This is a genomic window from Aliterella atlantica CENA595, from assembly GCF_000952155.1.
In the GTDB taxonomy this organism is placed as follows: domain Bacteria; phylum Cyanobacteriota; class Cyanobacteriia; order Cyanobacteriales; family Chroococcidiopsidaceae; genus Aliterella; species Aliterella atlantica.
This window is the reverse complement of record NZ_JYON01000023.1, coordinates 1-26,149: the sequence shown is the minus strand read 5'-3', so window position 1 is coordinate 26,149 and position 26,149 is coordinate 1. Positions and strand designations below refer to the sequence as shown.

Annotated in this window: 26 protein-coding genes and 3 pseudogenes; 8 read left to right on the top strand and 21 right to left on the bottom strand. The window is 42.7% G+C overall.

The annotated features are described in order from the left end of the window. The first annotated feature begins 19 nt into the window (after window positions 1-19). Window positions 20-718, top strand: coding sequence for an HAD family hydrolase (locus tag UH38_RS18205; RefSeq protein WP_045056107.1), 699 nt, complete (start codon window positions 20-22; stop codon window positions 716-718). A 58-nt stretch (window positions 719-776) separates the two neighbouring features. On the opposite strand, the gene UH38_RS18200 is transcribed toward UH38_RS18205, so the two are convergent. Further along, entirely contained in the window at window positions 777-1,403 is a 627-nt protein-coding gene (locus UH38_RS18200) for a CPP1-like family protein (RefSeq protein WP_045056106.1), read from the bottom strand. Window positions 1,404-1,914: 511 nt separating this feature from the next. On the opposite strand from UH38_RS18200, the gene UH38_RS18195 reads away from it, so the two are divergent. Beyond that, on the top strand, window positions 1,915-2,610 hold the full coding sequence (locus UH38_RS18195; RefSeq protein ID WP_045056105.1) for a response regulator transcription factor: 696 nt from the start codon (window positions 1,915-1,917) through the stop codon (window positions 2,608-2,610). Between the two features lie 147 nt (window positions 2,611-2,757). On the opposite strand, the gene UH38_RS18190 is transcribed toward UH38_RS18195, so the two are convergent. The 9 genes and pseudogenes from UH38_RS18190 to UH38_RS18150 form a co-directional block, all read right to left on the bottom strand. Next, a complete protein-coding gene (locus UH38_RS18190; RefSeq protein ID WP_045056104.1) occupies window positions 2,758-2,961 on the bottom strand; it encodes a DUF2811 domain-containing protein in 204 nt (67 codons plus the stop codon). A 443-nt stretch (window positions 2,962-3,404) separates the two neighbouring features. Beyond that, a complete protein-coding gene (locus UH38_RS18185; RefSeq protein ID WP_045056103.1) occupies window positions 3,405-3,731 on the bottom strand; it encodes a DUF3082 domain-containing protein in 327 nt (108 codons plus the stop codon). Between the two features lie 19 nt (window positions 3,732-3,750). Beyond that, window positions 3,751-4,707: a 4-(cytidine 5'-diphospho)-2-C-methyl-D-erythritol kinase gene (gene ispE, locus UH38_RS18180; protein ID WP_045056102.1), complete on the bottom strand. Its 957-nt coding sequence runs from the start codon at window positions 4,705-4,707 to the stop codon at window positions 3,751-3,753. Window position 4,708: 1 nt separating this feature from the next. Continuing rightward, the gene (rsmA, locus tag UH38_RS18175) at window positions 4,709-5,515 is read right to left on the bottom strand and encodes a 16S rRNA (adenine(1518)-N(6)/adenine(1519)-N(6))-dimethyltransferase RsmA (RefSeq protein WP_045056101.1); all 807 of its coding nucleotides are present in this window, start codon (window positions 5,513-5,515) and stop codon (window positions 4,709-4,711) included. Between the two features lie 99 nt (window positions 5,516-5,614). Continuing rightward, window positions 5,615-7,009: a site-specific integrase gene (locus UH38_RS18170; RefSeq protein ID WP_045056100.1), complete on the bottom strand. Its 1,395-nt coding sequence runs from the start codon at window positions 7,007-7,009 to the stop codon at window positions 5,615-5,617. Between the two features lie 6 nt (window positions 7,010-7,015). Beyond that, window positions 7,016-8,326 carry an APC family permease gene (locus UH38_RS18165; protein WP_045056099.1) on the bottom strand — a complete coding sequence of 437 codons (1,311 nt, stop codon included), beginning with the start codon at window positions 8,324-8,326 and terminating at the stop codon, window positions 7,016-7,018. A 122-nt stretch (window positions 8,327-8,448) separates the two neighbouring features. Beyond that, window positions 8,449-8,826, bottom strand: a pseudogene (locus UH38_RS28285) (SRPBCC family protein); the annotation flags it as partial. Between the two features lie 60 nt (window positions 8,827-8,886). Further along, window positions 8,887-9,174: pseudogene (locus UH38_RS28280) on the bottom strand (ArsR/SmtB family transcription factor); the annotation flags it as partial. A gap of 57 nt (window positions 9,175-9,231) precedes the next feature. Next, on the bottom strand, window positions 9,232-9,825 hold the full coding sequence (locus UH38_RS18150) for a DNA-3-methyladenine glycosylase (RefSeq protein ID WP_045056098.1): 594 nt from the start codon (window positions 9,823-9,825) through the stop codon (window positions 9,232-9,234). An 86-nt stretch (window positions 9,826-9,911) separates the two neighbouring features. Here UH38_RS18150 and UH38_RS27950 point away from each other — a divergent pair, with 86 nt between their 5' ends. Both UH38_RS27950 and UH38_RS18140 read left to right on the top strand, forming a co-directional pair. Continuing rightward, the gene (locus UH38_RS27950) at window positions 9,912-10,034 is read left to right on the top strand and encodes a membrane protein (protein ID WP_045056097.1); all 123 of its coding nucleotides are present in this window, start codon (window positions 9,912-9,914) and stop codon (window positions 10,032-10,034) included. Between the two features lie 66 nt (window positions 10,035-10,100). Continuing rightward, a complete protein-coding gene (locus UH38_RS18140; protein WP_045056096.1) occupies window positions 10,101-11,753 on the top strand; it encodes an MBL fold metallo-hydrolase in 1,653 nt (550 codons plus the stop codon). Window positions 11,754-11,768: 15 nt separating this feature from the next. On the opposite strand, the gene UH38_RS18135 is transcribed toward UH38_RS18140, so the two are convergent. From UH38_RS18135 to UH38_RS18105, 7 genes are all read right to left on the bottom strand, one after another. Further along, a complete protein-coding gene (locus UH38_RS18135; RefSeq protein ID WP_045056095.1) occupies window positions 11,769-12,077 on the bottom strand; it encodes a DUF6679 family protein in 309 nt (102 codons plus the stop codon). Between the two features lie 384 nt (window positions 12,078-12,461). After that, entirely contained in the window at window positions 12,462-13,619 is a 1,158-nt protein-coding gene (locus UH38_RS18130) for a glycosyltransferase (RefSeq protein WP_045056094.1), read from the bottom strand. A 208-nt stretch (window positions 13,620-13,827) separates the two neighbouring features. Next, a complete protein-coding gene (locus tag UH38_RS18125; protein ID WP_045056093.1) occupies window positions 13,828-14,628 on the bottom strand; it encodes a Nif3-like dinuclear metal center hexameric protein in 801 nt (266 codons plus the stop codon). Continuing rightward, window positions 14,625-15,833: a M20 metallopeptidase family protein gene (locus UH38_RS18120; protein WP_045056092.1), complete on the bottom strand. Its 1,209-nt coding sequence runs from the start codon at window positions 15,831-15,833 to the stop codon at window positions 14,625-14,627. Before UH38_RS18120 ends, UH38_RS18125 begins: the two co-directional genes overlap by 4 nt. Before the next feature lie 68 nt (window positions 15,834-15,901). Beyond that, window positions 15,902-16,579, bottom strand: coding sequence for a Uma2 family endonuclease (locus tag UH38_RS18115; RefSeq protein ID WP_082065432.1), 678 nt, complete (start codon window positions 16,577-16,579; stop codon window positions 15,902-15,904). A 9-nt stretch (window positions 16,580-16,588) separates the two neighbouring features. Continuing rightward, window positions 16,589-17,284, bottom strand: a complete 696-nt coding sequence (gene bioD, locus UH38_RS18110) for a dethiobiotin synthase (protein ID WP_045056091.1) — start codon at window positions 17,282-17,284, stop codon at window positions 16,589-16,591. Further along, the gene (locus UH38_RS18105; RefSeq protein WP_045056090.1) at window positions 17,281-19,179 is read right to left on the bottom strand and encodes a serine/threonine-protein kinase; all 1,899 of its coding nucleotides are present in this window, start codon (window positions 19,177-19,179) and stop codon (window positions 17,281-17,283) included. The genes bioD and UH38_RS18105 overlap by 4 nt, the downstream gene beginning before the upstream one ends. A 286-nt stretch (window positions 19,180-19,465) precedes the next feature. Here UH38_RS18105 and UH38_RS18100 point away from each other — a divergent pair, with 286 nt between their 5' ends. Continuing rightward, window positions 19,466-20,488 carry a ribose-phosphate pyrophosphokinase gene (locus UH38_RS18100; protein WP_045056089.1) on the top strand — a complete coding sequence of 341 codons (1,023 nt, stop codon included), beginning with the start codon at window positions 19,466-19,468 and terminating at the stop codon, window positions 20,486-20,488. Window positions 20,489-20,605: 117 nt separating this feature from the next. Here the strand turns inward: UH38_RS18100 and UH38_RS18095 are convergent, their stop codons facing one another. The 3 genes from UH38_RS18095 to UH38_RS18085 form a co-directional block, all read right to left on the bottom strand. Beyond that, complete coding sequence (locus UH38_RS18095; protein WP_045056088.1) at window positions 20,606-21,037, bottom strand: NUDIX hydrolase; 432 nt, start codon at window positions 21,035-21,037, stop codon at window positions 20,606-20,608. Window position 21,038: 1 nt separating this feature from the next. Further along, window positions 21,039-21,497 carry a DUF3531 family protein gene (locus UH38_RS18090; protein WP_045056159.1) on the bottom strand — a complete coding sequence of 153 codons (459 nt, stop codon included), beginning with the start codon at window positions 21,495-21,497 and terminating at the stop codon, window positions 21,039-21,041. A gap of 65 nt (window positions 21,498-21,562) precedes the next feature. Then, complete coding sequence (locus UH38_RS18085; RefSeq protein ID WP_052672441.1) at window positions 21,563-22,462, bottom strand: Sll0314/Alr1548 family TPR repeat-containing protein; 900 nt, start codon at window positions 22,460-22,462, stop codon at window positions 21,563-21,565. Between the two features lie 261 nt (window positions 22,463-22,723). On the opposite strand from UH38_RS18085, the gene UH38_RS18080 reads away from it, so the two are divergent. Beyond that, complete coding sequence (locus tag UH38_RS18080; RefSeq protein WP_045056087.1) at window positions 22,724-23,365, top strand: ABC transporter ATP-binding protein; 642 nt, start codon at window positions 22,724-22,726, stop codon at window positions 23,363-23,365. Window positions 23,366-23,466: 101 nt separating this feature from the next. Continuing rightward, window positions 23,467-24,147, top strand: coding sequence for a 16S rRNA (guanine(527)-N(7))-methyltransferase RsmG (gene rsmG / locus UH38_RS18075; protein WP_045056086.1), 681 nt, complete (start codon window positions 23,467-23,469; stop codon window positions 24,145-24,147). 43 nt (window positions 24,148-24,190) lie between these two features. On the opposite strand, the gene UH38_RS18070 is transcribed toward rsmG, so the two are convergent. Then, the gene (locus UH38_RS18070) at window positions 24,191-25,168 is read right to left on the bottom strand and encodes a GntR family transcriptional regulator (protein ID WP_045056085.1); all 978 of its coding nucleotides are present in this window, start codon (window positions 25,166-25,168) and stop codon (window positions 24,191-24,193) included. Between the two features lie 138 nt (window positions 25,169-25,306). Between UH38_RS18070 and UH38_RS18065 the strand changes: the two are divergent. Beyond that, window positions 25,307-26,051 (top strand): annotated as a pseudogene (locus UH38_RS18065) (dienelactone hydrolase family protein). Window positions 26,052-26,149: the final 98 nt, after the last annotated feature.

Genomic DNA, 26,149 nt, shown 5'->3' with positions numbered 1-26,149 from the left:
AAGTACATATTTCGTTGCGATGCTACGGTTAATCACAGACTTTGATGGTCCAATTATTGATGTTTCCGAGCGGTACTATCGAGTCTATAAATTTTGTCTAGAGACAAGCAAACATCCTGAGCAGATAGTAAAAGAGTTAAGTAAGGCAGAATTTTGGTGCTTGAAGCGATCGCGCGTTCCTGAAGTGGAAATTGGCAGGCGATCGGGACTTGATGAAGTGCAGGCAAAAAACTTTGCTAGGTTGCGCCGCCAAACAGTACATACCGAACCGTATTTTAGCGACGATACGCTTGCGCCTGGTGCGGTAGAAGCGTTAGAAAAAGTCCAAGCATCGGGGATAGATTTAGCAGTGATGACGATGCGCCGAGTTTGCGAATTAAATTATGCTTTCGAGCGCTACTATTTGAGCAGGTTTTTCCCTAAAAACCGCTGTTATTGCCTCAGCAACGATTATGTTAAAACCCGCGACATTGATGATAAACCTTTATTAATGGAACGGGCATTAATTGAACTTCCCCAAGCTGAAGAGACTTGGATGGTGGGAGATACGGAGGCTGATATGATTGCTGCTCAAAAGCATGGCGTAAAAGCGATCGCTGTTTTGAGCGGAATTCGCGATCGCGTACAATTACAACTTTACAACCCTGATGCGATCGTAGAAAATCTGAGTGAAGCTGTGGATTTAGTCTTGAGTAAATCTTTGCCTGATGTGGCTTAAAGCAAAAAGTAGGCAAGGTGCGATCGCACCTTGCCTACTAATAATTAATCAAACTCTCTTAGCGTAAGAAACTACTAATTAGCCACAACAAACAAAACGTGACTATAGCAGAGAACTGTTCTGTACCTAGATTTACTTGGGTAAGTTGTGCTTGGAGCAAATTAGCCAGTACGCCGCCAAAAATTAGCCCTACAGCTAGCCCTACACCTGTAAGCAACACGGCTCTACCAAAGTTTTGTTCTTTGCGGGTGAGAAAGAAAAGACTCAAGCCTACGCCAATAATTAGTTCTATCTGCAAAAGTTGAGCGCCAGCAGTTGTGTAGATCGCGCTCAAAGCACTTAAGCCGATAAATAAACTTCCTGGCAAGAGTATGTCTGTTAGGCTGGGGGTATCGATCGATCTTTGCAGCCAAGGGGCAGATTGTTTAATTGGGGGAACAATTTGCTTGGGGGGTGCTTGAGTCAGACGTTCTGCGAATTTGATGCCTTCTGGCACTTTAATTTTACCTTCTTGGCGCATTCGCAGGCGCTCCATCAAAATGGCATCGTAAGCTGCTTCGACCAATTCCAACTGCTCTGAGTCGCCATGATGTTCTTGTACAAGGCGGTTGCGAGCCTCTTGAATTTCATCGAAGGTAGCGTCTTGTTTGACTCCAAGTTTTTGGTAGTAGTTTTGCTCGCTCATTTAACTCTATCGCCTCAGCCTCAGTCAGAGCAATTAATAAAAAACATTTTTAGATTTTGTTCCAGTTGTTTTGCTAACAACTGCTGCGTCTAGGTACTTAATAGCTGGTACTAACACATAAGCACTTTAGCATAAGGCTACATCCCCGTGACATCCTCCCGTCACTGATTCGGAGTACTGAATACAGTTAAGTGACATTGGGTAAAATGTAGTAGTTTTAACAAAAGTTATCCAAATAAGTGGAAAATTGTGAATTTTATAACTAATAATCCTTAGTGTACTGAAGAAACTAGCTTTAACTTAATGTACAATCGATTATTTAACGGTTGCTGGGGTATAAAGGCAATTGTCAGCTACAACACGAGTATTAGGGGCATCAAACATATTTGGGCTTTCCTAAATTATAGGTTAATAATTGGTAGGGGCGTTGTAGTCTTAACTTGACTTTAATGCTACTACTTATTTTCCCATCTACTTGTTAATCCTATTTTTATTGTACGAAGTAATGGCTATGGCTCTTGCCAAGATTCTTATCGTTGATGACGACCCTGCGATTCGGAATTTAATCCAACGCTTTTTGACTAAGCAAAACTATCAAGTTGAGTCTGCTGAGGATGGAAAAACTGCTTTGGCTATATTCGAGCAGTTCAACCCAGACTTAGTAATTCTAGATGTCAATTTGCCCGATACGCTTGGCTATAACCTCTGCGAAGAAATGCAAAAACGTACGAGGGTGTTTGTCCTAATGCTGACGAGTCGCGGCGATGAAGCAGATAAGATTCGCGGGTTTTCCCAAGGTGCGGATGATTATCTGACGAAGCCTTTTGGTTTGGGTGAGTTGGAGGTGCGTGTAGGCGCTATTCTCAAGCGTCAAAGGATTGTGACTGCACCAGAAAAGCAGCGTTTGAGCTTTGAGAAGTTAGTAATCGATCCAGAGAGGCGGGAGGTAACTCTTAACAACCAGCTTATTCCTTTAACTGCGCTTGAATTTGATTTGTTACGTTTTTTAGCTAGTCATCCAGGTAGAGTATGGAGACGAGCAGAACTAATTCAAGAAGTGTGGGATTACGAGTATGTAGGAGATCAGCGGGTTGTTGATGTCCACATCGGGCAAATCCGCAAGAAGATTGAAATTGATGCTACTCAACCAGTGTTGATTCAGACGGTACGGGGCGTAGGTTATAAGTTTGAAGCGCCTCCTCAGTAGACCTTTTGCATAAGTCCATAATTTAATAGACAAGGGAGACAAGGAAGAAAAAGATAGGATTGCTAATTTACGAGCGTTGCCTATTTTTGTAAGAAGTCTAATGAGAACCACCTAGGGGCGCAAAGTCTTACGCCCCTAAATGTTTGTTTACGCACAAGGGTGGAATAAGGTTTCTAAATAAACTCTAGCGGCGCGGCGATCGCCGTTATCGCTATTTTGCAGCAAAAATAGCGATAAAGCGGCTGTAAACACTCGATCTTGATCCCATTCGGGATGAGTTTCTAAATAACCTTTGAGTGCTTGATGTAGTTCTTCGGGAATTTCAGTCAAAATACTTACGGTGGCGTTCATTATGCACCTCGCCTCTAGGGCAAATAAAGACACAAATCTTACTCGCAGCCAGAAACAACTTAGACTTTTCTCAATTAGAAGTTGCTTTTAACTTTAGAGGTAAGTCGCCTTATTGTCCGGCAAGAGGGGGTGGGTTTGTCAATGCTGCGAAATGTTGCGATCGCCTTTATCTAAAAAAAATATTTACGAGATAATCAAGCTTTTACTATGTTTTTTGTTACATATCTTTATATAAACAGCGTATTATTTTAGCAGTTAAGCGATCGCCAGACAATCCACAACTAGGGCGATAAACCGTTAGCTATCGTTAAAGGCTGTGGAAAACGTGCCTAAATTTGGGGAAAACCTGGGGAAGTTGCTGGGGAAAAGTGGGGGGAAAGATAAGAATTGCGAAGAGATGGGGCAGGGGGAGTAGAGACGTAGCAGTGCTACGTCTAGTGAATCTAGGTAGAGGAGCGTTTAGTAAGTTGTTGGATGGATGATTGGATGGTGAGGGCAATTAGAGCGATCGCTACTATGCCAAATACAACCATTGCTAGGGTACTCATACCAACAACTAAGGTGCGAACGGCGACGCTGATGTTGAGGACGGTAGGATTATTTGAATGTAGGGGTCTGTCGGCGAAGTTTTGTGAGATGGAGGAAGTAAGGTTGTAAAGTGCAAATGTCAATCCTCCAGCCATTAGCGAACCTGTCAGGCATCGTAAGGGGGTAGGAAGGGCTGATTCTACTTCGGGCGATTTATTCTCGGTGGGAGTGGGATTATTCATGGTTTGTTTTGCTAGTGAGTTAATCTCTGGTGCTAGATAAAACTTGAATACCAGTGCTACACAAGCGGGTAAGCCAAAGGTCTAAGTTTGGTTCTGTGAGGCTCGTTCTAATTTGCTGCTGTACTTGCTTTGCTTGGGACTGAGATTCGCACAAGGCAAATACGGTAGAACCGGAACCTGACATCATGGTTCCCAGACACCCTGCTTGTTGAAATGCTTGTCGTAGCTGTGCGACTTGGGGGTAATTGGGTAAAACTACTTTTTCTAAGTCGTTGTGAAGTTTTTGACCAATTTGCTCTTTATCTTCATGGACGATCGCACTTACCATTGAGCTAGAATGGACGGCAGCAGCGCGAGAATCTAGGTCTTGCTTGTTAACTACGTAGGAACTACCAAATTGGGAGCGATAAGTTTGATAAGCCCAAGCTGTAGATACTTCTATATGGCGATATTTGCCTAATACTACGTATATGTCTTCAGGGCTGGGTAAGGGAGATAAGTCATCGCCTCTACCTGTGGCGATCGCTGTTCCGCCAGCAATACAAAAAGGTACGTCAGAACCCAATTGAGATGCTAATGTCTCTAATTCTGATTGAGTTAGTCCTATTTTCCACATCAAGTCTAACCCAACTAATACGGCGGCAGCATTGCTAGAACCACCTGCTAAACCTGCAGCGATGGGGATGTGTTTGTCGATATTTATTTCTACACCCCCATATTGAGCAAAAGCTTCAGGAAATTCTGCTGCCATAAGTGCGGCTGCTTGATAGGCAAGATTTTTGTTATCTGTAGGTAGTTGGGGATTGGATGTGCGGACGCGAATATCTTCAGTGCTAAGGGAGCGCAAGTCAATTTTATCTGCTAATTCGACGGTTTGCAGGATCATTGCTAGCTCGTGATAGCCGTCGGGGCGATCGCCGAGTATTTCCAAATAGAGGTTGATTTTTGCTGGTGATGTCAGGGTATAAGAGCGCATATTAAAACTCAGAGTTAGCGAGAGTTACCCATTGGGCAACGCTTAAGTCTTCGGCGCGGGCTTGGGGATTTATGTTTAATTGTTCCAGCAATTGAGTCAGGCGATCGCGTTCTACTACTGCTTTTAAATTATTTCTCAACATTTTCCGCTTGGTAGCAAATCCTAGTTTGACCAATGTTTCTAAACGTTGCGGATTTGTTGCTTGCGGGTTTATCTGCTGAGGATAAAGCCTAACTACGGCTGAATCTACTTTTGGTGGTGGGTAGAAGCATTGAGCGGGTACTGGGCAGATAAGTTCGCACTTTGCTAGATACTGAACTTTTACTGATAATGCGCCAAAGGCTCTATTTCCTGGTTTGGCGTATAAGCGTTCTGCTACTTCTTTTTGCAGGAGTAACACTATAGATTTAAATGGTTGAGTTGCTGGCTGGGAAATTGTACCTAAGAGTTTTTCTAATATTGGTCCTGTAATGTTGTATGGGATATTAGCAACAACTTTATTGGGATTTTGATAGATGGAATTAGTTAAATATGAGTTTACATCTAGGCTAAGAAAGTCGCCTTGTAAGAGTAAAAAGTTTTCTTTTTTTCCTAATTGTTTTGCTAACAACTCGCATAAATCTCTGTCAATTTCTACAGATACGACAGATTGGGCAAGGGGTATTAATTGGCGAGTGAGGATGCCCGTACCAGAACCGATTTCCAGAATGCGATCGCTTTTTGTTATTTCTGCGGCTTTAACTATTTGCTGCAATACTTTGTCATTTTTGAGCCAATGCTGCCCAAATACCCTGCGCGGCTTTACCACTTACAACCCTTGCAATATATAAACTCTAGCTTTATAAATCTTTTTATTTCTTATTTTTTTCTTACTTTCGCCATCTTTTCTAGTAGTACATAAGTATTATTAAGGTCTGCCCAACATTCCCCGTAATAATTCTACTTCAGCTTTCAAAGCTGCGGCTTCTGTCTCTTGTTTCTTCATTACAACTTGCTGGTAAATTTCTAAGTTTACATCTTTATCCATCCACCTTTGATAAGTTTTAGTATGTTCTTGAACGGAATGACCCATGTAATCAGCCATTGTTTTAATTGGTATTCTTAACAAATGTCCTCTAATTGCATAAGCATGGCGCAAGCTATAAGGCGGAAAACCTATATTTGCAGTCCTAAATTTAATATGAATTCTGGCAGTTTGATTTGCTAAAGTGCCGCTGGATGTAGGTATTTTAGGCTGCTTTAAATTAAACAAATCAACCCATTGCGGATGTAAAGGCGGTATGCCACAACTGCGTTCCCCAGTCTTAGTCCCTTGGGTAAGACTTGGATTTAATGTGACTAAATGTAATGTATTTGCAGGTGCAGTCCAAGCGTCTAAGTCCACAGCAAATAGTTCGTGCGGTCTTAGTCCGTAAGTTGCTAGCATTCCATATAACCATTGCCATTGCTGAGGTTGAACTAAGTTTTCCTTACTGGCAAATGGGGATAAAGGTCTGCCTATTTTGGCAAATCCAGCAGTAATCTCAGCATCAGCAGGAATTTGGCGAAAACTTGGTTTGGGCTTTCTGGTAGTATAAGAGGCGATCGCACCACTGCCATCAAAGCCACAAAATTCACAGAACTTTCTTAGTTGCCAAGCTAAGTAAAATCTGGCGCTAGTATTGGGCAAAGTCTTGTCAAAAGCTTGAATTAGCGCATTTTCAGATATAGGCTCATTTTGCGGTAATTTCTTGAGATGTCTTAAATAATGGCTATCCCAAGTTCTTAACCCTTGACGGTTTTCCGCGTGCGTCCGCCAAAACTGTTGCTTATATAGCTCGATTAACTTATAAATAGGCAAAGTTAGCTTTTCATCTGGCAAGGCTAGTTTTTGCGCCTGCTTGCCTAATAATTCGTTTTGCCATTGAAACTGCTTTGTCATCAATAGCAAGTCTAATTCCCTTGCCCTAAATTCAGCAGTCTTTATGCCTGCATCATTAGCAGCTATGCCTAGAGAAATTAGATACTGTTTATTCGGACTGCCATTTTTACCAACATCGCCTGGTTTGCAGGGAAATGTTCCTTGTAAGCCAATTGATTGATGATTAGTTAGTTTCAGCTTAACTTTGACTTTAGCAAGGTCTAGCTGCTTGTTTACCTGGTTGACAGCATACTTAATTCTTAGATACTCTCTTTCTCTAATTGCGCGATCGCTTTTATCTTTAGGTTTCCACTGCTTGTAGTTCGCAGGATCGAACTGGGCGATCGCACATCCATTCCACTCTGCTTTCCTAGGATCGTAACTAGAATCTTTAGGCGGCATTGTTAATTAAGTGCTAGGCAAACTTCTTTTAGTTAAGGAGTGACGGAGCAAAATTAGTACCATTCCTACTCCCGTAAATACCAGCGCCAGAATGTGACTGTCACGAGGAGCATACCGAACGAGAGCCAAATTGCAAAGCAACGCCAAAGCTGGAACTACAACAGGAACTTGAAAGCCGTTATTTCGCGGTTCTCGGCGTTTAGTAACCAAAAGCGAAAGATTAACTAGAAAGAACATCCCCAAAAGTAACGTTGCAGTCGTTCCCGCTAGAAATTGCAGCGTTCCTGAAAGTGATAGAAAAATCGCAATTGGCAAAATTACCAGCAGCGTTCGATAAGGAGTAGCACGCCTAGGGTGTAATTTTCCAATCCACGCTGGTAGTAGCCCTTCCCGCGACATTCCATACAACAGGCGCGATGCGGTGACAAAATTTAGTAGTGCTGTATTGAGAACTGCAAATAAAGCAATAAATGAGAAAATGATTTGCGGAAAATTAGGCTGCGTTCGCCGTACCACATCTAGCAGGGGAGCGCCTGAATCAGCAAGCTGTGCTGGAGTTAATACCTGAGTCGCCAACCAAGAAATCAGAATATAAATGACACCAGCAATGCTCAAAGACAGCAAAATGGCTCTAGGAACATTACGCTCAGGGTTTTTTACTTCCTCAGCAACATTGACAATATCCTCAAAGCCAATAAAGGCATAGAAAGCAAGTGCCGCACCTTGCAAAACAGCCGTCCAACCAACAGTAGGTGCATCAGGGATACTATTAGCAGTCCCTCCACCACCCCCAAATACAAACAAGCTTGAAAGCAAAATAACAAGCAGCAACCCTGAAACTTCAAGTGCAGTGCAAAAAATATTCAAAGCAGAAGACTCTTTCATCCCTCTAAAATTAACAAAGGCAAGAGCAGCAAAAAGTCCTATGATAACTAACCAAGCAGGAACAAAAGGAGCAAAAGCATTAAAATAGCCTGCAAATGCCTTAGAAATCGTTGCCATCGAAACTAAGCAAGTACAAAACATGATCCAGCCGACCAAAATTGACAGCCAATCATTGCGGAACGCTTTGTGAACAAAATAAGCAACTCCTCCACTTTGAGGAAAACGGCTGCCAAGTTCTGCATAACTCAAAGCTGTCAGCGCCGCCACAACCATAGCAGCTATAAACGAAGCCCATACCAAAGTCCCTGATAGTCCAGCAATTTTGCCAATTACCGCATAAATCCCCGCACCGAGAATATCGCCCACGCCATAAATAACCAAAGTCGGCAATCCAAACACGCGCTTTAGTGAATCCGGTTCTGTATTTTCCATATAAACTTTTTCTCGTCTTCTCAGTGTAGATATCAAATAAAAGCTTCACGAGAACAGGCTATTTGCTCCGAAACTCTCTACTTGCTCTTATCTTGGCGGTTAATTTTAATAGGACTGCCGTATTAATTGAAAGTATCAACTAAAACTTGTGGCAGTTTATAGCGTAATTTGTAATCCCATCCACCATTAAAAAGTGAATTGAGCATAGTATAGCTGCTTGCAGGCTTAGTCAAACTGTGTTCCAAACAAAGTTGCGTACCTTCTTTTAGGCTCGTTAGCAACCACCTAACAATCGTCGGCGACTGCATCAAACTATCTTGCCAAGTATAAGTAAGACGTTCTAAAGCATCCAGTTCTATTACCTCGCAGTAAATAAATTCTTCAAAGCCAGGTACAGAATACTTCTCCAACCAAAATTTATGTCCCAACCTAGGCTCAAAGTTATTATCCAACAGCCAAGTAGATAGCGATCGCCTATCTGTAATTACCTGCCAAACTTGCTGCACTGGGTAAGGGAAAAGAACTGTTTTCTTTACTTTTCTGAGCATAAATTCTTCCTCACCCAAAGCCTGCTGCGCTTCTAATCCAAGCTGCTTGTAAGACAAAAGCCAGCTAAATACAGCTTGCAAAGGCTCTACATTCAACCTGTAAAGCCTTTGCCTTCCCGCCCGTCTTTGCACAACTAAACCAGCCTCGCACAGTATTTGTAAATGCTGCGAAATTGCTGGCATTGACATATTAAATGGTTCGGCAAGCTGCTTGACGGGCTGTTCGCCCTCCCGCAATAGGTCTAGTAAAGTGCGCCGAGTTGGATCGGCGATCGCCTGAAATACATCTCCAGATGTCATTTAAGTAATTACTTAACTAAAAATTAATATATAAGCAATTACTTAAATGTCAACACCCTAAAATCGAGAAACAGCAGCACAATTTTTGATGTACCAACGCCAAGGTAAATCGACACCTTTGGAAATGCCAATGCGAGTAGTTTGGACAATAGAATCGCTACCAGCCAACTGTTGTTCGCTGCTGCGATGCTCAAGCCATAAAGCTTCCCCTGGTTGTAAAAGAGAGCCGTTCAAGCTGCGGTCAATTTGTAGCGCCAAGCACAACTTCCCTGGACCTGCAGCGAAGCGATGCAAGTTCTCGCCATCAGGTACAGACTCCAACTGCAAAGCTCGAATTAACACCGCACTAGGAACGCCATCAACATCGGTGACAACATTGAAACAGTGGTAAATGCCATAAATTAAATAGACATAACTCCTGCCTGCAGGACCAAAGACAACCGAATTGCGATCGCTGCGTCTTTTATAAGCATGGAAAGCAGGATCGCCGACAGCATAAGCTTCAGTCTCTACAATTAACCCCCGAATAACTCGCCCATCTGGAAGTTGACGCACTAGCACGCAGCCTAAAAGTAAAGGTGCAACTATAGTTGCTGGACGTGCTAGCCAGTTCGGTTCTACAATCTGATTGAATACGGTTGAATTAACCAAAATAAGTTAGCTAAATTAACAAGATGACCGCAGTCAATTGTAAATTTAGTAAGCTCGCATTAAAAGTTAGAGGAACTTTATAGAAAATGGACGTAAAACTGATTTTGGTAGGATTAACAGTAATATTTACGATCGCTTGCCTATTTTTTGGCACAAAAAACGGCTTTTACGACTCAGACAACTATCACGGCAATGGTTCGGCACATTAAAATCATTCCTGCACCCTAGACGTAGCAATGCTACGTCTCTACAAATCCCGCTTCGTACCACCAAAAATGAGGACTAATAATTCCCCCATATCCTCTATTGGGGGCAGTGGGTCAGAACTAGAATGTTTACCTTATGGAGTTCACCAACACGGCGAAGGCGTATGTTTGTTGGTGCGGATGGGACCATATCGCATTTTGCTTGACTGTGGGATTGCAGATATTTCCCAGTTGATAGCAGATTTTCAAGCTTCCCAGCCAGCAGATTTAGTATTGTGCAGCCACGCTCATCCAGACCATGCTAGAGGCTTACTAACACTCCATCAAGCTTTTCCTACTCTACCTATCTACGCTAGCGAAGTCACAACCCAGTTATTACCCCTAAATTGGCAAAATATTGACTCCCAGCATATACCGCAATTTTGTCAAGCATTGCCTTGGCGATCGCCAATTGAATTCCACACTGGACTTGTCGCTCAAATATTTCCCGCCGGACATTTACCAGGCGCAGCGGTAATTCTGCTTACTTACACTACTCCCCAGCGCTCCTATAAATTACTCTATACAGGCGACTTTTTCTTATCTAACTCGCGTCTGGTAGATGGCTTGTCTGTAGAAGAATTGCGCGGGTTAGAGCCTGACGTATTAATTATTGAAGGCAGTTACGGTACAGCGCGTCATCCCCATCGCCGCAGTCAGGAAAATACCCTAGCCGAACGCATCGAAAAAGCGATCGCCGAGTCGCGTCCTGTGCTTCTACCTGCGCCTACATTAGGCTTGGGACAAGAAATATTGATGCTACTGCGCAGTCACCACAATTTTACTGGTCGTGACCTAGATATCTGGGTGGATGGCTCAGTTGCTACTGGTTGTGATGCTTACTTGGAACTGCTACCTTACCTCCCAGCTTCAGTACAGAACTTCGCCCGCCATCAAGCCCTATTTTGGGATGAACGAGTCCGTCCTCGCGTCCGCAAATTGCACCCAGAACAGCGCTCGACTATTGGTAATTCTCCTTGTATTGCGATCGCCGATGAAACAATAGATCTAAGCCAGTACAATCATCCAGAATCTTCCCCTTGGTTAGTTTTAGTCCCAGAAAAGCCGAGTTATCAACATCCAACTTCCCTATCCTCAGATAACGTTGAAACTTATCTTTTAGCCCAACACAGCGATGGTCCTGGTATTACCCAGCTAATTCACAACCTCCGCCCCCAAGATGTCATTTTCATTCACGGTTCGCCAAGTTACCTAGCTGACTTAGCTAGTTTAGAAGAATTGCAAAATCGATACCACTTACATACCCCTGCTGCTGGTACATTGGTAGAGTTAAGAATTGGCGAAATGTTTTTGCAGCCTCCCGCCCCACCAGAAACTAACTACGAGGGCGAACTTAACGAACTTGGCAGTGTCGTCACAATTACTTTACCAGAAGCTATTACCACAGAACCCCGTTGGCGCAATTTTGCCGATACGGGGTTAGTTGAAGCGCGTTGGCAAGGGGAAGAATTAGTTTTGCGCGGCTTGTCACCGCGCGAATTACTTAAGTCTAGTAGCGATCGCTTATCCTGGACTCAGTTAAGCTGTTGTGGTACTTGTAAATTCCAAAGGGGACAGCGCTGTTGGAACCAAGCTTCCCCCTTGTTTGGGTTTAAAGTCCCGCCGGAAGGCTATTGCCCTGCTTTTGAACGCCTTAATCCTCTAGGTCCTATTCCTCAATAGGAGTAAGGCGAAGCGCTACTCAGGATTTGAGTCGTTATGATTGCGAATTCGCTCCGCTTCTGGGCAATCGTCAGAAACCAGGGGGTCAACATTACCTCTCGGTACTGATGCTAACTTTTGAGTTACAGCACCAATACTTTCTAAGCGAACCATTTCTTCCCACGAACAAACTTCTTCCTCTTCTTCTGTCTCATAGCGGAGAGTAACTAAATCCCCTTCTATGTCAATAATGCGGGCGCGTTCAATCCAGCGTTGCTGGTCCCTTAAGAAAATACAAATCTCACGCCCATCGCAACAAAGTTGATAAATCTTGCGGTGTAGCATGTATTACTTCTGCCTTTTTAAATGTAGTAGTTAATGTCAATCTTTGGATTCGACTCCAGTCAACGATACCCATTTTTAGCTGACTTACTTCACATTTGCTAAGTAATAACTCCATCCTGCTAGCTAGCGAATTTGTTGCTTTGTTGTCTTTCATGTAGATTTTGCGCCGCTATCTATAGGTAGATTCGCTTCATGGGTATTCTGGGATTGAGTGCGAGTAGCAAATGCTCTCTTATTCTGCCCAGACTTTTTACCTGTATCATCCTACCGCTGGGTGCGGCGTGCGTGAGTTTTGTTCGCTTCTAGAAGTCTAGAGACTCTACTTTTAGCTCAACCCATCATCAACAATCTTAACTTATTCTTAGGCTGCCTACACGGCGATCGCTAAAAGCTTACCTCCAATTCACAACTTTTTTTTTGCACTATCTGCGCCAAATTCTGTAAGTCAGCTTGTCTGCTTACCATTTCCGGTGTATGGCTAATTCCGGCTATATCTAGAATTTTACCCCAGCGATATACCCAATCGTGTCGCAACAAGGAATTTACAATGTTATCTGTACGGATTTTTGCTAATCTCTCTGGTTGGGCATCAAGTTCAGCAATAATTTTACTTATACCAGTACCATTGTCAGGTAATGCGATCGTCGCATCCGTCCAATTAAAGTTTTGCTTGTAGGTATCGCAATTTGGCGGTATACCTAACATTACTGCACCCGCTGCTGCTCCCTCAAAAAAACGCACGCTAGTTTCTTCTTGTCCTTGTGCGTACGCTAAATCGACTTTTGGTTTGCAAGCAATAAAATATCGGCTTCGCTTGAGAATGTTTCTATAAAGACTGCGGTGTTCGCGGTAGTCTTGCATCCGCTTGTTGTCCAGCGTGTCATAAATATAAAATATCCCTCTTTCTTCAACTAAGTCTAACAACTCTGTATGGATGCTTTGCCAACGACGACCTAAGTTGCAAACATCAACGCTACGATGCGGTTGCATTGGGTAAGGACAAAATTTTATGGCATCAACTCCAGGTGGCATATAATCGCAAGGTACATCCACAATTTTACTTATTGCTTCGGCACTTGCTTTTAAGCCTGTAAAGATGTAATCAAATTTATTTAAATGCAATAATTGCGGCTTTAATTTATCTACATCTTTTACCCATACTTCATCCAACCAACAAACTGCTTTCTTACACTTTTCTCGCCAATTGCTAATAGTATTAAGGTACAGAAGGTCGATTGGGTACTGACAAACATAGAGAAATAAGTCATACTCTTTTTCTAAGTTAAAATTATTTATTATTGGGTTGAGTCCATTACCTTTACCGCTAGTTTTAAAAGCATTTCTAGCAATTATGTTTTTAAATTTGTTTAACTGACTACCAGAAAAATAGGCAGGTACAAGCGTTTCCACTCTATCAAAATTAGTTATAGTATCTTCAATCTCTAGAGTATAAGAGCGAGAAACAGCAAATTCAATGTTACGTAACGACAAAACCAAAACGCGAGGAGTTTTGTTGAAGTTGATGGAAAAAGTTTCTGACATAAGAATTTCTCGATGACATATCAACTGTTAAAATTACGTCCAAAGATATATAGACATGAATTTATATACCTGAATAATCTTTAACAGGAAAAGCAAATTACCTTTTATTTTTAGCTTGAAACTTTATTCTGTAAATAAAATTTATCAAATAAATAATATTTGTGCTTTCACTTTATGAAAGCTTTAAATTATTAATAAATTACAGCCGTTAGGGAGAGCCGCTTTTATAGAAACAGCGAAAATCTTCATCTTGTTGACTTAACTGTACCCATTCCAACTGTAAAGATTTAAACTTTGCAACTAAGCGATCGCAAGCAGGACGTTCGGTGGCATAATGTCCAGCATCGATTAAAATTAAACCGCGATCGCGGCTTTCTTGAAATTGATGGAACTTACAATCAGACGTAAGATAAGCTTGTGCGCCAGTCTTAACTACAGCAGAAATGTAGCTAGCACCAGAACCACCTAGCACTGCAACCCTGGTAATTGATTTTGGGTAGTTATTAGCAGTAAAATAGATTAAATCAGGCGGATTAAGGTGAAATTGAATGATTTTGAGTAAATCTTCTAAGCTCAAACCTGGATGCAAATCGCCAACTCTACCGTATCCTAAACCCGATTGAGTAGGGACTACTGGCGTTACTTGCTGTAAGTCCAATAACTGCGCCAGTACATCTGCTGTACCATCTTCTACTTGATCGAAATTGGTATGGGCAGTATAAACGCCAATTTGATGCCTATAAGCTAAATTTACTACTTCCGCGATCGCATCTCCACTTTTTAAAGACTTCAACGGGCTAAAAATCAACGGATGATGGGCGAAAATTAGATTAGCATTTAGGGCGATCGCTTCAGTCATCACTGCTAAAGTTGGCGTAAGGCATACCAAAACTCGTGCTGGTTGTGACAATACCCCTGGTTCGATTTGCCAACCGCAATTATCCCAACTTTCTTGCCAAGCTGGATTTGCCCAATTTTCAACCCAAGTAATTAATTCAGCAATTTTCATTGGCAATATTGTTCTACGCAACGTACAAATATTTCTACCCCCAAAGGCAAAGCCGTTTCATCGAAATTAAATCGGGGGTGGTGGTGGGGATAAGCTAAATCTTTACTAGGGTTAGCAGAACCTAAAAAGAAATAACATCCTGGTACTTCTTCCAAGAAAAACGACATATCTTCGCCGCCCATAGTTTGACACTCTGGGACAATACCTATAGGAGTTTCGATTACAGCCTCAACTTGCGATCGCACTAATTGAGCAATTTCAGCATTATTAATTACTGGGGGATACAGTCGCCAATACTCTAAGTCATAACTTGCACCGTGACATTGACAAACTCCCGCAATAACTTGTTCGATCCGCTGCTGCAAAAATCTGGCAAACTTAGGATTAAAATAGCGTACAGTACCGCTCAATCTTGCCGTATCAGCAATGACATTTAGCGCCGTACCAGCATGAAATTCGCCTACAGTTACTACAGCAGACTCAACCGGATCGACATTACGCGAGACAATTGTTTGCAAAGCATTGACAACTTGCGCCCCAACTACAACTGAGTCTACCGTTTGATGAGGCATCGCCCCATGTCCGCCTTTACCTAAAATCGTGCAGCGAAAGCACTCTACCGCCGCCATCAATGCGCCGTTACGGATACCCACCGTACCCAGAGGTAAATTGTTCCACAAGTGCAAACCAATAATTGCATCGACATCAGGATTTTTTAGCACCCCCGCCTCGATCATCGGTTTAGCGCCGCCTGGGGACTCCTCTGCGGGCTGGAAAATGATTTTTACCGTTCCGGCAAAGTCTTGATGTTGCGATAAATAGTAAGCTGTACCAAGAGCGATCGCTGTATGTCCGTCATGTCCGCAAGCGTGCATTACGCCGTCATGTTGGGAGCGATAAGATACTTCGTTTTGTTCTTGAATTGGCAAAGCATCAATATCGGCTCTAATTGCCAATACTTTACCTGGTTTTTTGCCTGGAATTGTCGCGACTATCCCTGTATGAGCAATCCCAGTTTCATGCTCGATTCCCCATTCTTGCAACTTTTGGCTGATAAATTGGGCTGTTAATTGCTCTTTGAAGCCTAATTCTGGGTGTTTATGGATATTTCTGCGCCATTCTACAATTTGCGGCTGTAATGCTTGTATTTGGGCGCGGATGCTAGATGAATTAATATTTAGGGGATTTAAAGAAGTAGAAACCATAAATTAAATATATTTAATTGCTTATCTTTCATGGTAAAGACTAACCCAAGTAGAGAAAAGGTAAATAATTAGCTCTTCGATCCTTTCGCCTTCTCCCTCACCCAGTCGCGGAAAGCTAAACGCATCTTTCTTTTACCCATTGTTCTATGCTCGGCAATAAATGGCAAAATTTGCTGAACTGGAAATTGGGGAAACGCGAGACTAACATTGGTTTCAACGTAGGTATTATCTTGGAGTTGATAAATTTCGAGGTTTCCATTGTCGTATCGCCAAATCTCAGGAACCCCTAGCCGCGCGTATATCGGGAATCTATTTAAAGATTTACTTGTAACATCAATTTCTAAAACTAAGTCAGGTGGAGGATCGCGCCTTAAGTCAAAGTCCAACTTACCGCTAATCAGTTGCTCGTTTTGAAAGTAAAAACAATTATCTGGTTCTACTCCAGCAAGTAAATCTTGGCGCTTCCAAGTAGTCGAACCTAGAGTTTCGTAGTCAAGTTCCAACACCTCTGCTAAATCTTGAACTAAATCAGCGATCGCTCCTTTAAAATATTCATGTTCTGGCAAAGGCACTATAATTTCTAACAAGCCGCGATCGTAAGCAACTCGCGCACCACGAGTATTTCCCAGTTCAACTAACAAATTGTCAAATTCTTGCCAGCTAACATTTTCCAGCAAAATGCTTTTCCCTAGCGGAACTGTTAGCAAGACATCAGGGCTAGTTAGGTGTTTGATTGCAAGTTGCATAATTCTTACCTACTTACTCTTAAAATTTGCGATCGCTCTAGGCAGCAATATTTCTAAATTTAAGTTTGCCGCAACTTGAGCTAACTTATCTAAATCCCTTGGGTTGTCTAAATAAGGCATACAGCCTAGTACGGGTACGTTAGTCAAAGCTTGAATCAAATCTGTAGGTGTTAAATCGCTAACTTCTTCTGGGGTGCAAGGTTGAACGCAATTAAGGACAATTCCTTGCAGGCGAACGCCAGTAAGTTTTGCTAAAGCAACATTAGCCACAGCTTGAGAAATCGCCCCCAGCTTTACTGGAACTACCAAAACTGTAGGTAGTCGCCACTGCGCGGCTATATCTGCAACTGTAAACTCGTTAGTTACAGGCGAGCCGAGTCCTCCTAATGCCTCCACTAATACAAAATCCGTTCGCGATCGCATTTTCTCTAAAGCCTGCCATACTATCCCCAAATCTACCCCGCGTCCTTCTTTAGCGGCGGCTATTGGAGGCGCTAAGGGGGCGCGAAAGTACAAAGGGTTAATTTCATCCTCAGATAGAGCAAATAACTCGGCATATAACTCGCGATCGCCAATTCCTGCTTGAATTGGCTTCATTATCCTTAGCGGAGATTTTTGGTACTTTTGTAAGTATGCAGCTAAAGCAGTTGTCAAAACTGTTTTTCCTGCCTCAGTATCCGTTGCTGTAATTAATAATGCGTTCAAAATTGCTGTCCGTTGTTCGAGCTTATATCTAAAATAAACTCAGTTTCTCGATCTTGCGCCGCAACTACATCTATTTGGTATGCGCCGCTAGTTGGTACTTGTCCTTCCCAACTTGGAACTTTGCTCGCATTTTCTAGTAATTCCCCATTAGGAGAACGAATATCTAGCGCTACTGCGCCCTGTTGTACTCCAACTCTAAGAATTTGCCCTTCTTCAACGTTAACCAGGTAGCGCTTGCTTTGCAAAGGTGTAACTGAGGCAGAAACTTGGCTGGAAGGATCGCCAGGGCGAAGGGTTATTGATTCTACTTCAACTGTGGGCGTTGGCGTTGGTGTTGGTGTTAATGTTTCTGTTGGTGTGGGGCTAGGTGAAACTAAATTATCTAAACGCACGCTTAATTGATACTTGGTATCATTTTCAACTCCTTGTACGGGACTAAGAACGATCGCATATTCACCCGTAGTAGGTAGCGTCCCTTCGTAGCGCGTCACTCGGTTAGCGCGATCGTCAATCGGTGCTTGGTTAGGTCCTATTACCGTCAGTAAAACACCTTCAAATTGAGCTAAATCTACAGTCAAAGGCTGCCCTTGTTCGGCGCTAAATAGGTACGTTGCAGTAGTATTAGCCGTTAAAGTAGCTTCAATATTTGCCGTTTCACCTGGTGCTAAATTTAAGCGTTGGCTAAAGTTAGTTGGTTGGGGGCTAGGTGTAGGTGTTGGCGTAGTAGTAGGCGGCGTGGAAACTAAGGGAGAAGGGAAAGATTGCGGTTGGGCATTGCGATCGCGATTTAACCACCAACTAACTAAAAATAACGAACTACCTCCCGCAATTAACGCTACAGCAATGAAAATTAGGGTGATCGCCCACCAGCGTTCCCAAATCGATCTGCGCCTTACTGGTTCTACTTGTTTGCTATTAGCTACAACTTGATTCTGAGGGCGACCGACAGCAAGGGTATTTATTTCTGATAAGCTGGGTGTAGGCTGAGGGAAACTGTGCCTTTCTTCTACTGGGATTGTATTTGTTGCCGATAAGCTGGGTGCAGGTTGAGATGGGCTTTCCTTTGTTTGTAATGCTTTGGCAACTTCGGCAACTGATTGATAGCGATCGCTTGGTTTATGAGCGAGCATCCGATTTAATACTTCGCCAAATCTTGGGCTTACCTTTGCCCAACGCTGCCAATTCCACGTAAAATCGCGATCGTCAAATAATCCTGGCGGTTCTCTGCCTGTCAGTAAAACTATGCAAGTTACAGCTAAAGCGTAAAGATCGCTGCTAGGATATGCTCTGCCTGTTTGCATTTGTTCTATAGGCGCGTAACCTAGTTTACCTACTGTTGTCGCTATCGACTTGCCAGTTGGAGAATGAAACCGCGTTGCTAGTTCTCTGACTACGCCAAAATCTATTAGTACGGGTTTGCGATCGCTTTGCCGCAAAATAATGTTGTCTGGGGAAATATCGCGGTGAATAATGCCTCTAACGTGGAGGTGGGCGAGAACGGGTAACATTTGTTGTAATAGCTGCAATACTTCTGCTTCTGCAAAAGTTGTCCCTCTGGTAAGGCGTTCTTGCAATAAATCCCAATAAGTTTTGCCTTCTACATAATCTTGCACTAAAAATAAGCGCCCATCTTGCTCGAATGTCGCCCTAAATTGAGGAATTTGCGGGTGATGAATTTTGTAGAGGATGCTTGCTTCCCTTTGAAATAACTGTTGTGCCTTATCTAAAGACTGTGCGTCGCTTTGAGACGGAATTAACTCCTTTAGGGCGCATAATTCATTGAAGCGCCCGATATCTTCCGCTAAATAGGTACGACCAAATCCCCCTTGACCGAGAATTTTGATTAAGCGATAGCGATTTTGGAGAACTGTACTCAGGGGAATAGATGGTTGCATTACTTTGGTAATTTACAAAAATCAGTAGTCGATACCGTTTACGCTAACTATAATTGTTGGTTATTCTTCCTATTCTAGAAACAAGTAATATTGCTCACACATTTTCTCGGAACTTGCAATAACATAGAAGGCAAAAGTTTAGTTTTGTTGCCAATCTTGAAGCAAGCCTTAAACTATCGTAAGAAAAATCTTAAACAGTTGTTAATTAATAACTGCATACAAGCTTATAATTAAAATTCCCTAGAATTGCTGAGGAAGTAGGTAAACTTGTAATGATAGGATTGCCATGAAGCCCCTAAGAGGATCTGTTGTGCTACGCTCTGCAACTGCTTTGACGCTTCCGTTAGCCCAAAGTGCGATTACTGCTGATAATAATCGCCTGCGTTTGTTTTCAGGCTCCGCCAACGTACCATTTTCCCAAGAAGTTGCTCGCTATTTGGGGATGGACTTAGGACCAATGATCCGCAAGCGATTTGCGGATGGCGAACTTTACATTCAAATTCAAGAATCAATTCGAGGTTGCGATGTTTATCTGATTCAACCTAATTGCAATCCGGTAAACGACCATTTGATGGAATTACTGATTATGATTGATGCTTGCCGTCGTGCCTCAGCGCGGCAAATCACAGCAGTGATCCCTTACTATGGTTATGCTAGAGCAGACCGTAAAACGGCAGGTAGAGAGTCAATTACAGCTAAATTAGTAGCAAACTTGATTACCGAAGCAGGAGCGCATCGAGCGATCGCAATGGATTTACACTCAGCGCAGATTCAGGGGTATTTTGACATACCTTTCGATCATGTCTACGGTTCGCCTGTATTGATTGATTATTTAGCTAGCAAGCAATTACCAGATTTGGTAGTTGTATCGCCAGATGTCGGCGGTGTAGCAAGAGCAAGAGCATTTGCCAAGAAGCTAGATGATGCACCCTTAGCAATTATCGATAAGCGCCGTCAAGCTCATAATGTCGCTGAAGTCATGAACGTGATTGGCGATGTTGCTGGGAAAACAGCGGTGTTAGTAGATGACATGATCGATACTGGCGGAACGATCGCCGCAGGTGCTAAATTACTGCGGGATGAAGGAGCGCGTCAGGTGTACGCTTGTGCAACTCATGCAGTATTTTCTCCACCAGCAATTGAGCGGCTATCTAGTGGCGTATTTGAGGAAGTAATTGTTACTAATACAATTCCTGTAGCTGAAGAAAACAACTTCGAGCAATTGACAGTGCTTTCTGTTGCTAATTTGTTAGGGGAAACAATTTGGCGCGTACATGAAGATAGTTCTGTAAGTAGTATGTTTCGGTAGTTAACAGTGACCAGTTATTACAGTGACCAGTGACCAGTTAATATTCATAGTTTGATGTTTAAAGCTTCAACTGCTGAAAGGATGGTCGCTGGTCGCTAACTATTGCGATCGCATTTACTATACGAGAAAATCTAAAAACTCTTCGGGAACTAACAATAATTCTCTAGATTTAAATCGAGCGATATCTACCCACAAAGCAGTTTTTTGACGTTTACCTTCAGCAAAGACCAAACTTTCTAGTTGGTAAAACTTGGGATCGACAAAATCGCACTGATATACTTGTAAAATTTCGTGACCTTGTTTGCCATTAAAAGTAAATAAATTTTCCAAACATCCCAAGTAGCGAATATTAGTTAAATCTGCTTGAATTTCCTCTTGAAATTCGCGTTGCAAAGCCTCAAAGCTAGTTTCGCCAAAATCAACGCCGCCACCCATAGCGCGATAGAAAGTTTGTTGTTTAACAGGATCGTAGCCTTGGGAAATAAAAATGCGATCGCCATCGCGGATAATTCCTAAAGCTAAAACCCGAATTTCACCTTCTTTGTGCATCTTAATTGTTGTAATCGTATATAGACTCAGGGCGACTTTCGCTATCAGCTATCGACCAGTCGGAGTTTTCGCCGCCAATATATAAGCCTTCAACAGCGACAAACTCTTGACTTAGTTGTTGTAGACAATTAATTAAAACATCAAGCGCGATCGCATCGCTAGTTCCTAGGTCAAACCAGCAACGTCCCCAAGTACCTTGATACTCAAATGCACCCATGTTATGCATCAACGCCAGCATACTGCTACCAGAGCGTTGTTCGTCATAATTCATGTAGCTAAGGTCTAACCCTTCTTCCTGAATTTGCAGGTTTTCGGCGTTAAATCCGCCTAATTTGCCTAGATAAAACCAAGAATTAAATACTTCTTCTACATACTTCTTTTCCATCTCGGAAGGAACTGTACCAAATTCGACCCAAATCCATAAATCGAATTGATTGAATTCTCGAAATTGTACTTGCATAATGTGAAAATTAATGGGGTTCAATGTATTGTGGGAGACGTTGCACTGCAACGTCTCCCACATTGTTACGTTGGGTTGGTTAAACGATTAGATGCTAGGCGGCGTTCGCGTTCGATTTGTTTGGTCAAATTTGCTGGTAATTGGGCTTTTTTGGCGATCGCTTTGTCAAAATTAGCGATCGCTTCTGTTAGCATAGTGCGATCGTTTTGCTTTTTACTGTGTTCGGCTAATATCTGCCCTTTGAGGTAAAATAACTCTGGGTTATTGGCAGTAATTGTTAAAGCTTTATTTACTGATTCTAAAGCCTTATCGTACTGTTTGAGGTCGCGGTAGCCAATAGCCAAACCGCGCTCGGCTAAGTAAGTAGGATTAGCATTTTCCAAACGTGCGATCGCTTGATCGGGATTAGAAAAAGGTAAATTTACCGCCAGCATCAAATCCATGTAGCCGCGCAGTAAATTGATTTCTGGATCGCTAGCTGAGACAGCTTCAGCTTTGTCTAGATGTTGGTAAACTAATCGCAATTTAGATAAAGCCTCTGGCGTTCCTTTTACAGTACCATCACGAGCCAAAATGCTAGCACCTTGAAGGAAATAACCTACACCAGCATATAAATTGCCACGTAAGGGATCTGATGGAATCAACCGCTGGGCAGTTTCTAGGGTTTTGTTGCCGTAAGTAGTAAATGAAGTTAAATTTTTATCTAAACTATAAGCCAAAGAAGCACGCATAGCATAAGCCAAAGGCTCATTTGGTTCTGTAGTTTCTGCTTGCTTGAGATAACGCTGCGCTGCTTGGTAGTTACCATCTTGGAATATAGCTTTGAAAGCAGCTTCAGTCTTGTCACCAATTTGATGTTGGTTGTTAGTCCGAAAAGGATCGGCTAAAGAGGGATTAATCGAGAAGTTGAATGTAAATGCTACCGTAGTAGCGGCGATCGCACCAAATAGCTGAAATTTCTGCATAAATTACGTTATTTAAAGTTAGCAACGCCAACAGCTTAGAATTAGGGCAAGGCTCTTGACGCTCATCCTGATAATATGTTGCCAACAATTAGCATCAGTCAGCCACAATTAACTAGACCTCTTGCATAAGTCCATAGTTCAACGGACAAGGGGGACAAGGGAGACAAGGGAGAAGATAAGATTGCCAATTTAGAGAGCATTGCCTACCCCTACAACCCTTCAGTAATCAATTACGAATTACGAATTACGAATTATCACCAGATGCTTAATCTCAAAAATCTCACCTATCATCCCCCCGCTAGCCCTACAGCTATTCTAAAATCTATCAATTTACAACTAGCACCGCAGCAATTAGGCTTAATTGTGGGCGCAAGCGGTTCAGGCAAAAGTACCTTACTAGAAATTTTGTCAGGGCTAGTCGAACCGACATCGGGAATTGTTGCTTGGCGCGAACAAGAGTTAATCGCTGAACAGTTGCAACAACTAGCAGGATTAGTATTTCAGTTTCCAGAAAGGCATTTTTGCGGCGGCACAATTTTAGAAGAATTACGTTTAGGACATCCCGAACTAGGTTCAGAACGAGTCAAGCACGCTTTAAAAGAAGTAGGGTTAGAACAACTATCTTTGCATACACCACCGCAGGCTCTTAGCGGCGGTCAGCAACGCCGTTTAGCCTTGGCTGTACAATTAATTCGCCAACCACCTTTATTGCTTTTAGACGAGCCAACAGCAGGCTTAGATTGGTCAATGCGGCGGCAATTGGTAAGTTTACTAGCAAAGCTAAAAAAAGATTGGACTTTGCTAGTAGTAACACACGACGCAGGAGATTTACTAGCGATCGCCGATAGCTGTTGGATGCTAGATCGTGGCAACCTAACTTCTGCACCTCCTGTAGTAGCATAAATTAATATTCATCCTAAGTTTTTATTAGTTTAAAAAACCTGATAACTGGTAACTGGTCATTAATAACTGGTCACTGGTCACTGGTTACCGATCACTGTTTTATGTGCGATCGCATCTCACTACCAGAAATGACCGATTTGTGGCAAAAAACCATGAATTGGCAACCTAACGAGCAGCAGCAACAACAGTTTCAGCAGCTTTACGAACTGATCCTTGTTGGTAATAATCAGTTCAACTTAACCCGAATTACTGAGCCTACAGAGTTTTGGGAAAAACACTTATGGGATTCGCTGCGGGGAATATTGCCTTTACTGGAAAACAAACAAGATACAGCAGTTAAAGCAATCGATATCGGTACGGGAGCAGGATTTCCAGGCATTCCCATTGCGATCTCTTTACCTGCAACTACTGTCACCTTGCTCGATTCCACCCGTAAAAAAATAACTTTTTTAGATACCGTTATTGAGCAGTTAAATATCTCCAATGTTCAAACATTAACATTTAGAGCAGAAATTCTCAGCAAACAACCCGAACATCGCCAAACTTACGATTTAGCGACAATCCGCGCAGTAGGTTCAGCCGCTATTTGTGCCGAATATACCTTACCATTGCTCAAAAGCGGAGGTTTAGCAGTTTTGTATCGCGGTAATTGGACAGAGGAAGAAAAAATAAGCCTACAAAGCACAGTTGAGAAGTTAGATGGAGAAGTCGCCTCCATCGACAGTTTCACCACACCCCTAAGCCAAAGCGTTCGCCACTGCATTAACTTAAAAAAGCTATAAGTATTTCATCTGCGTCTATCCGCGTTTATCTGCGTTCGCTGACTTATCCCAAACCAAGTTCGCGCTTGAGTAAGTCGATCGAATTTTTACCAATAAAATTTTCACAACAGATTAACTGCGGTGGACGAATGATATCTTCTCTAATAGCTTGAACAGCGGATTTGACACTAGCAAAACTAGCGCGATCGCAAATAATCAGTTGAGCGCTTTTGACAATCGCATTGAGCTTATAAGCATCTCCTACTTGCGCCGTAATTACCAGTAGTTCGCTGCCGCGAAAACTGTGGATAATAACTTCTACCGCCCTTAATAACCCAGAACTAATGCTGACAAAGCCGACGCAACTATCATTGGGCAATTTTTTGAGGACTTGAATTTCTTTTTGGTAGTCGTAAGTATCGATGGGAATCGCGCGGACAGATTTAGCTTCGGCGATCGCTTCGGCAAGACCGATAAAATACCTAGTAGTTACAACTGTGCCAGCAGTTTGCTCTAGTACGTTGGCTAGTTCTTCTAAAGGTACTAACTGTACTGGAATGCCCAAAGACTGTTCTAGTTCGTCAACAATTAACTTCCCAGCACCAATATCATCTAAAGGGACAGTAACTATTACTTGAGCGATCGAGCGCAACCGCCAATCGATTTCGGCTAAAAATAACTCTCGTGCTTGATTGAGCGAACAACCTTGCTGCAATAGTTGATCCAAACTTTGTTGCACAATAGTGTCAGCTTGGGGATATTGCTCTAGTAAAGGGATTAAGTCAGGATTGCGCCTGACAACTTGAGCGCGGACGTAAATACCCGAACCTGCAATACTTTCGACTAAACCATCATCCTCAAGATGGCGATATACCTTACTAATAGTATTGCGGTGCAAGCCAGTTTGCATTGCCAAAGCCCGCGTACTAGGTAAACGATGTCCAGGGGGAAATTGCCTAGACGCGATCGCATAGCGAATTTGATTCAACAACTGAGTTGAAGCCGGAATTTCACTATCTGTCTGAATGCGGAATTGAACCATTTTTGGTGCAGGGAAGAAGAGAGCAGGGGAGATTTAACTGGTCACTGGTCACTGGTCACTGGTCACTGACTCTACGGGTAGATGGGTAAATACTAGCTGTAGCTTATTTTAGGATGGCACGCTCCTAGATTAATCATCATGACAGACCGAGAAATTTACATAACTGACGTTAGTGTTCCCAATGGCGAGGTGCAAATTGCGGCTCACTTAGCTTATCCCACAGCAGAAGGAATTTATCTTGGAATTGTGGTAATTCAGGAAATTTTTGGCGTTAACTCGCATATTCGAGATGTTACCGAACGTATTGCCAAAGAAGGGTATGTAGCGATCGCCCCTGCAATTTATCAGCGTATTGCTCCTGGTTTTGAGACGGGTTACACGCCTGAAGATATAGAAATTGGCAAAGAATACAAAGACCAAACTAAAGCTAGCGAATTATTAAGCGATATCCAAGCAACAATTGATTACCTCAAAGCCCAACCTCAAGTTAAACAAGGTGCGATCGGCTGTATCGGCTTTTGTTTTGGCGGTCATGTAGCTTATCTTGCTGCTACTTTAGATGATATCAAAGCTACTGCTTCGTTCTACGGTGCTGGAATTGCCACGCAAACGCCTGGAGGTGGCGAGCCAACTATTACTCGTACACCAGAAATTGGCGGTACTATCTACGCTTTCTTTGGCATGGAAGATGCTAGCATTCCCCCAGACCAAGTAGACGCAATCGAGGCAGAACTAGAGAAGAATTCTGTACCTCACAAAATCTTTCGCTACGATGGAGCCGAACACGGATTTTTCTGCGACCAAAGAGCTAGTTATAATCAAAAATGCAGCTAGCGACGCTTGGCAGCAGGTTAAAGAGTTGTTTCGACAGCTAAATACCTAATTTTTTGCTATCAAATAGGTGGATAGGTGAGAGAAGGAAGACAAGGAGAACCAAGTTTATTAAATCTCCCCCTGCTTCCCCTGCTCCCCCTGCTTCCC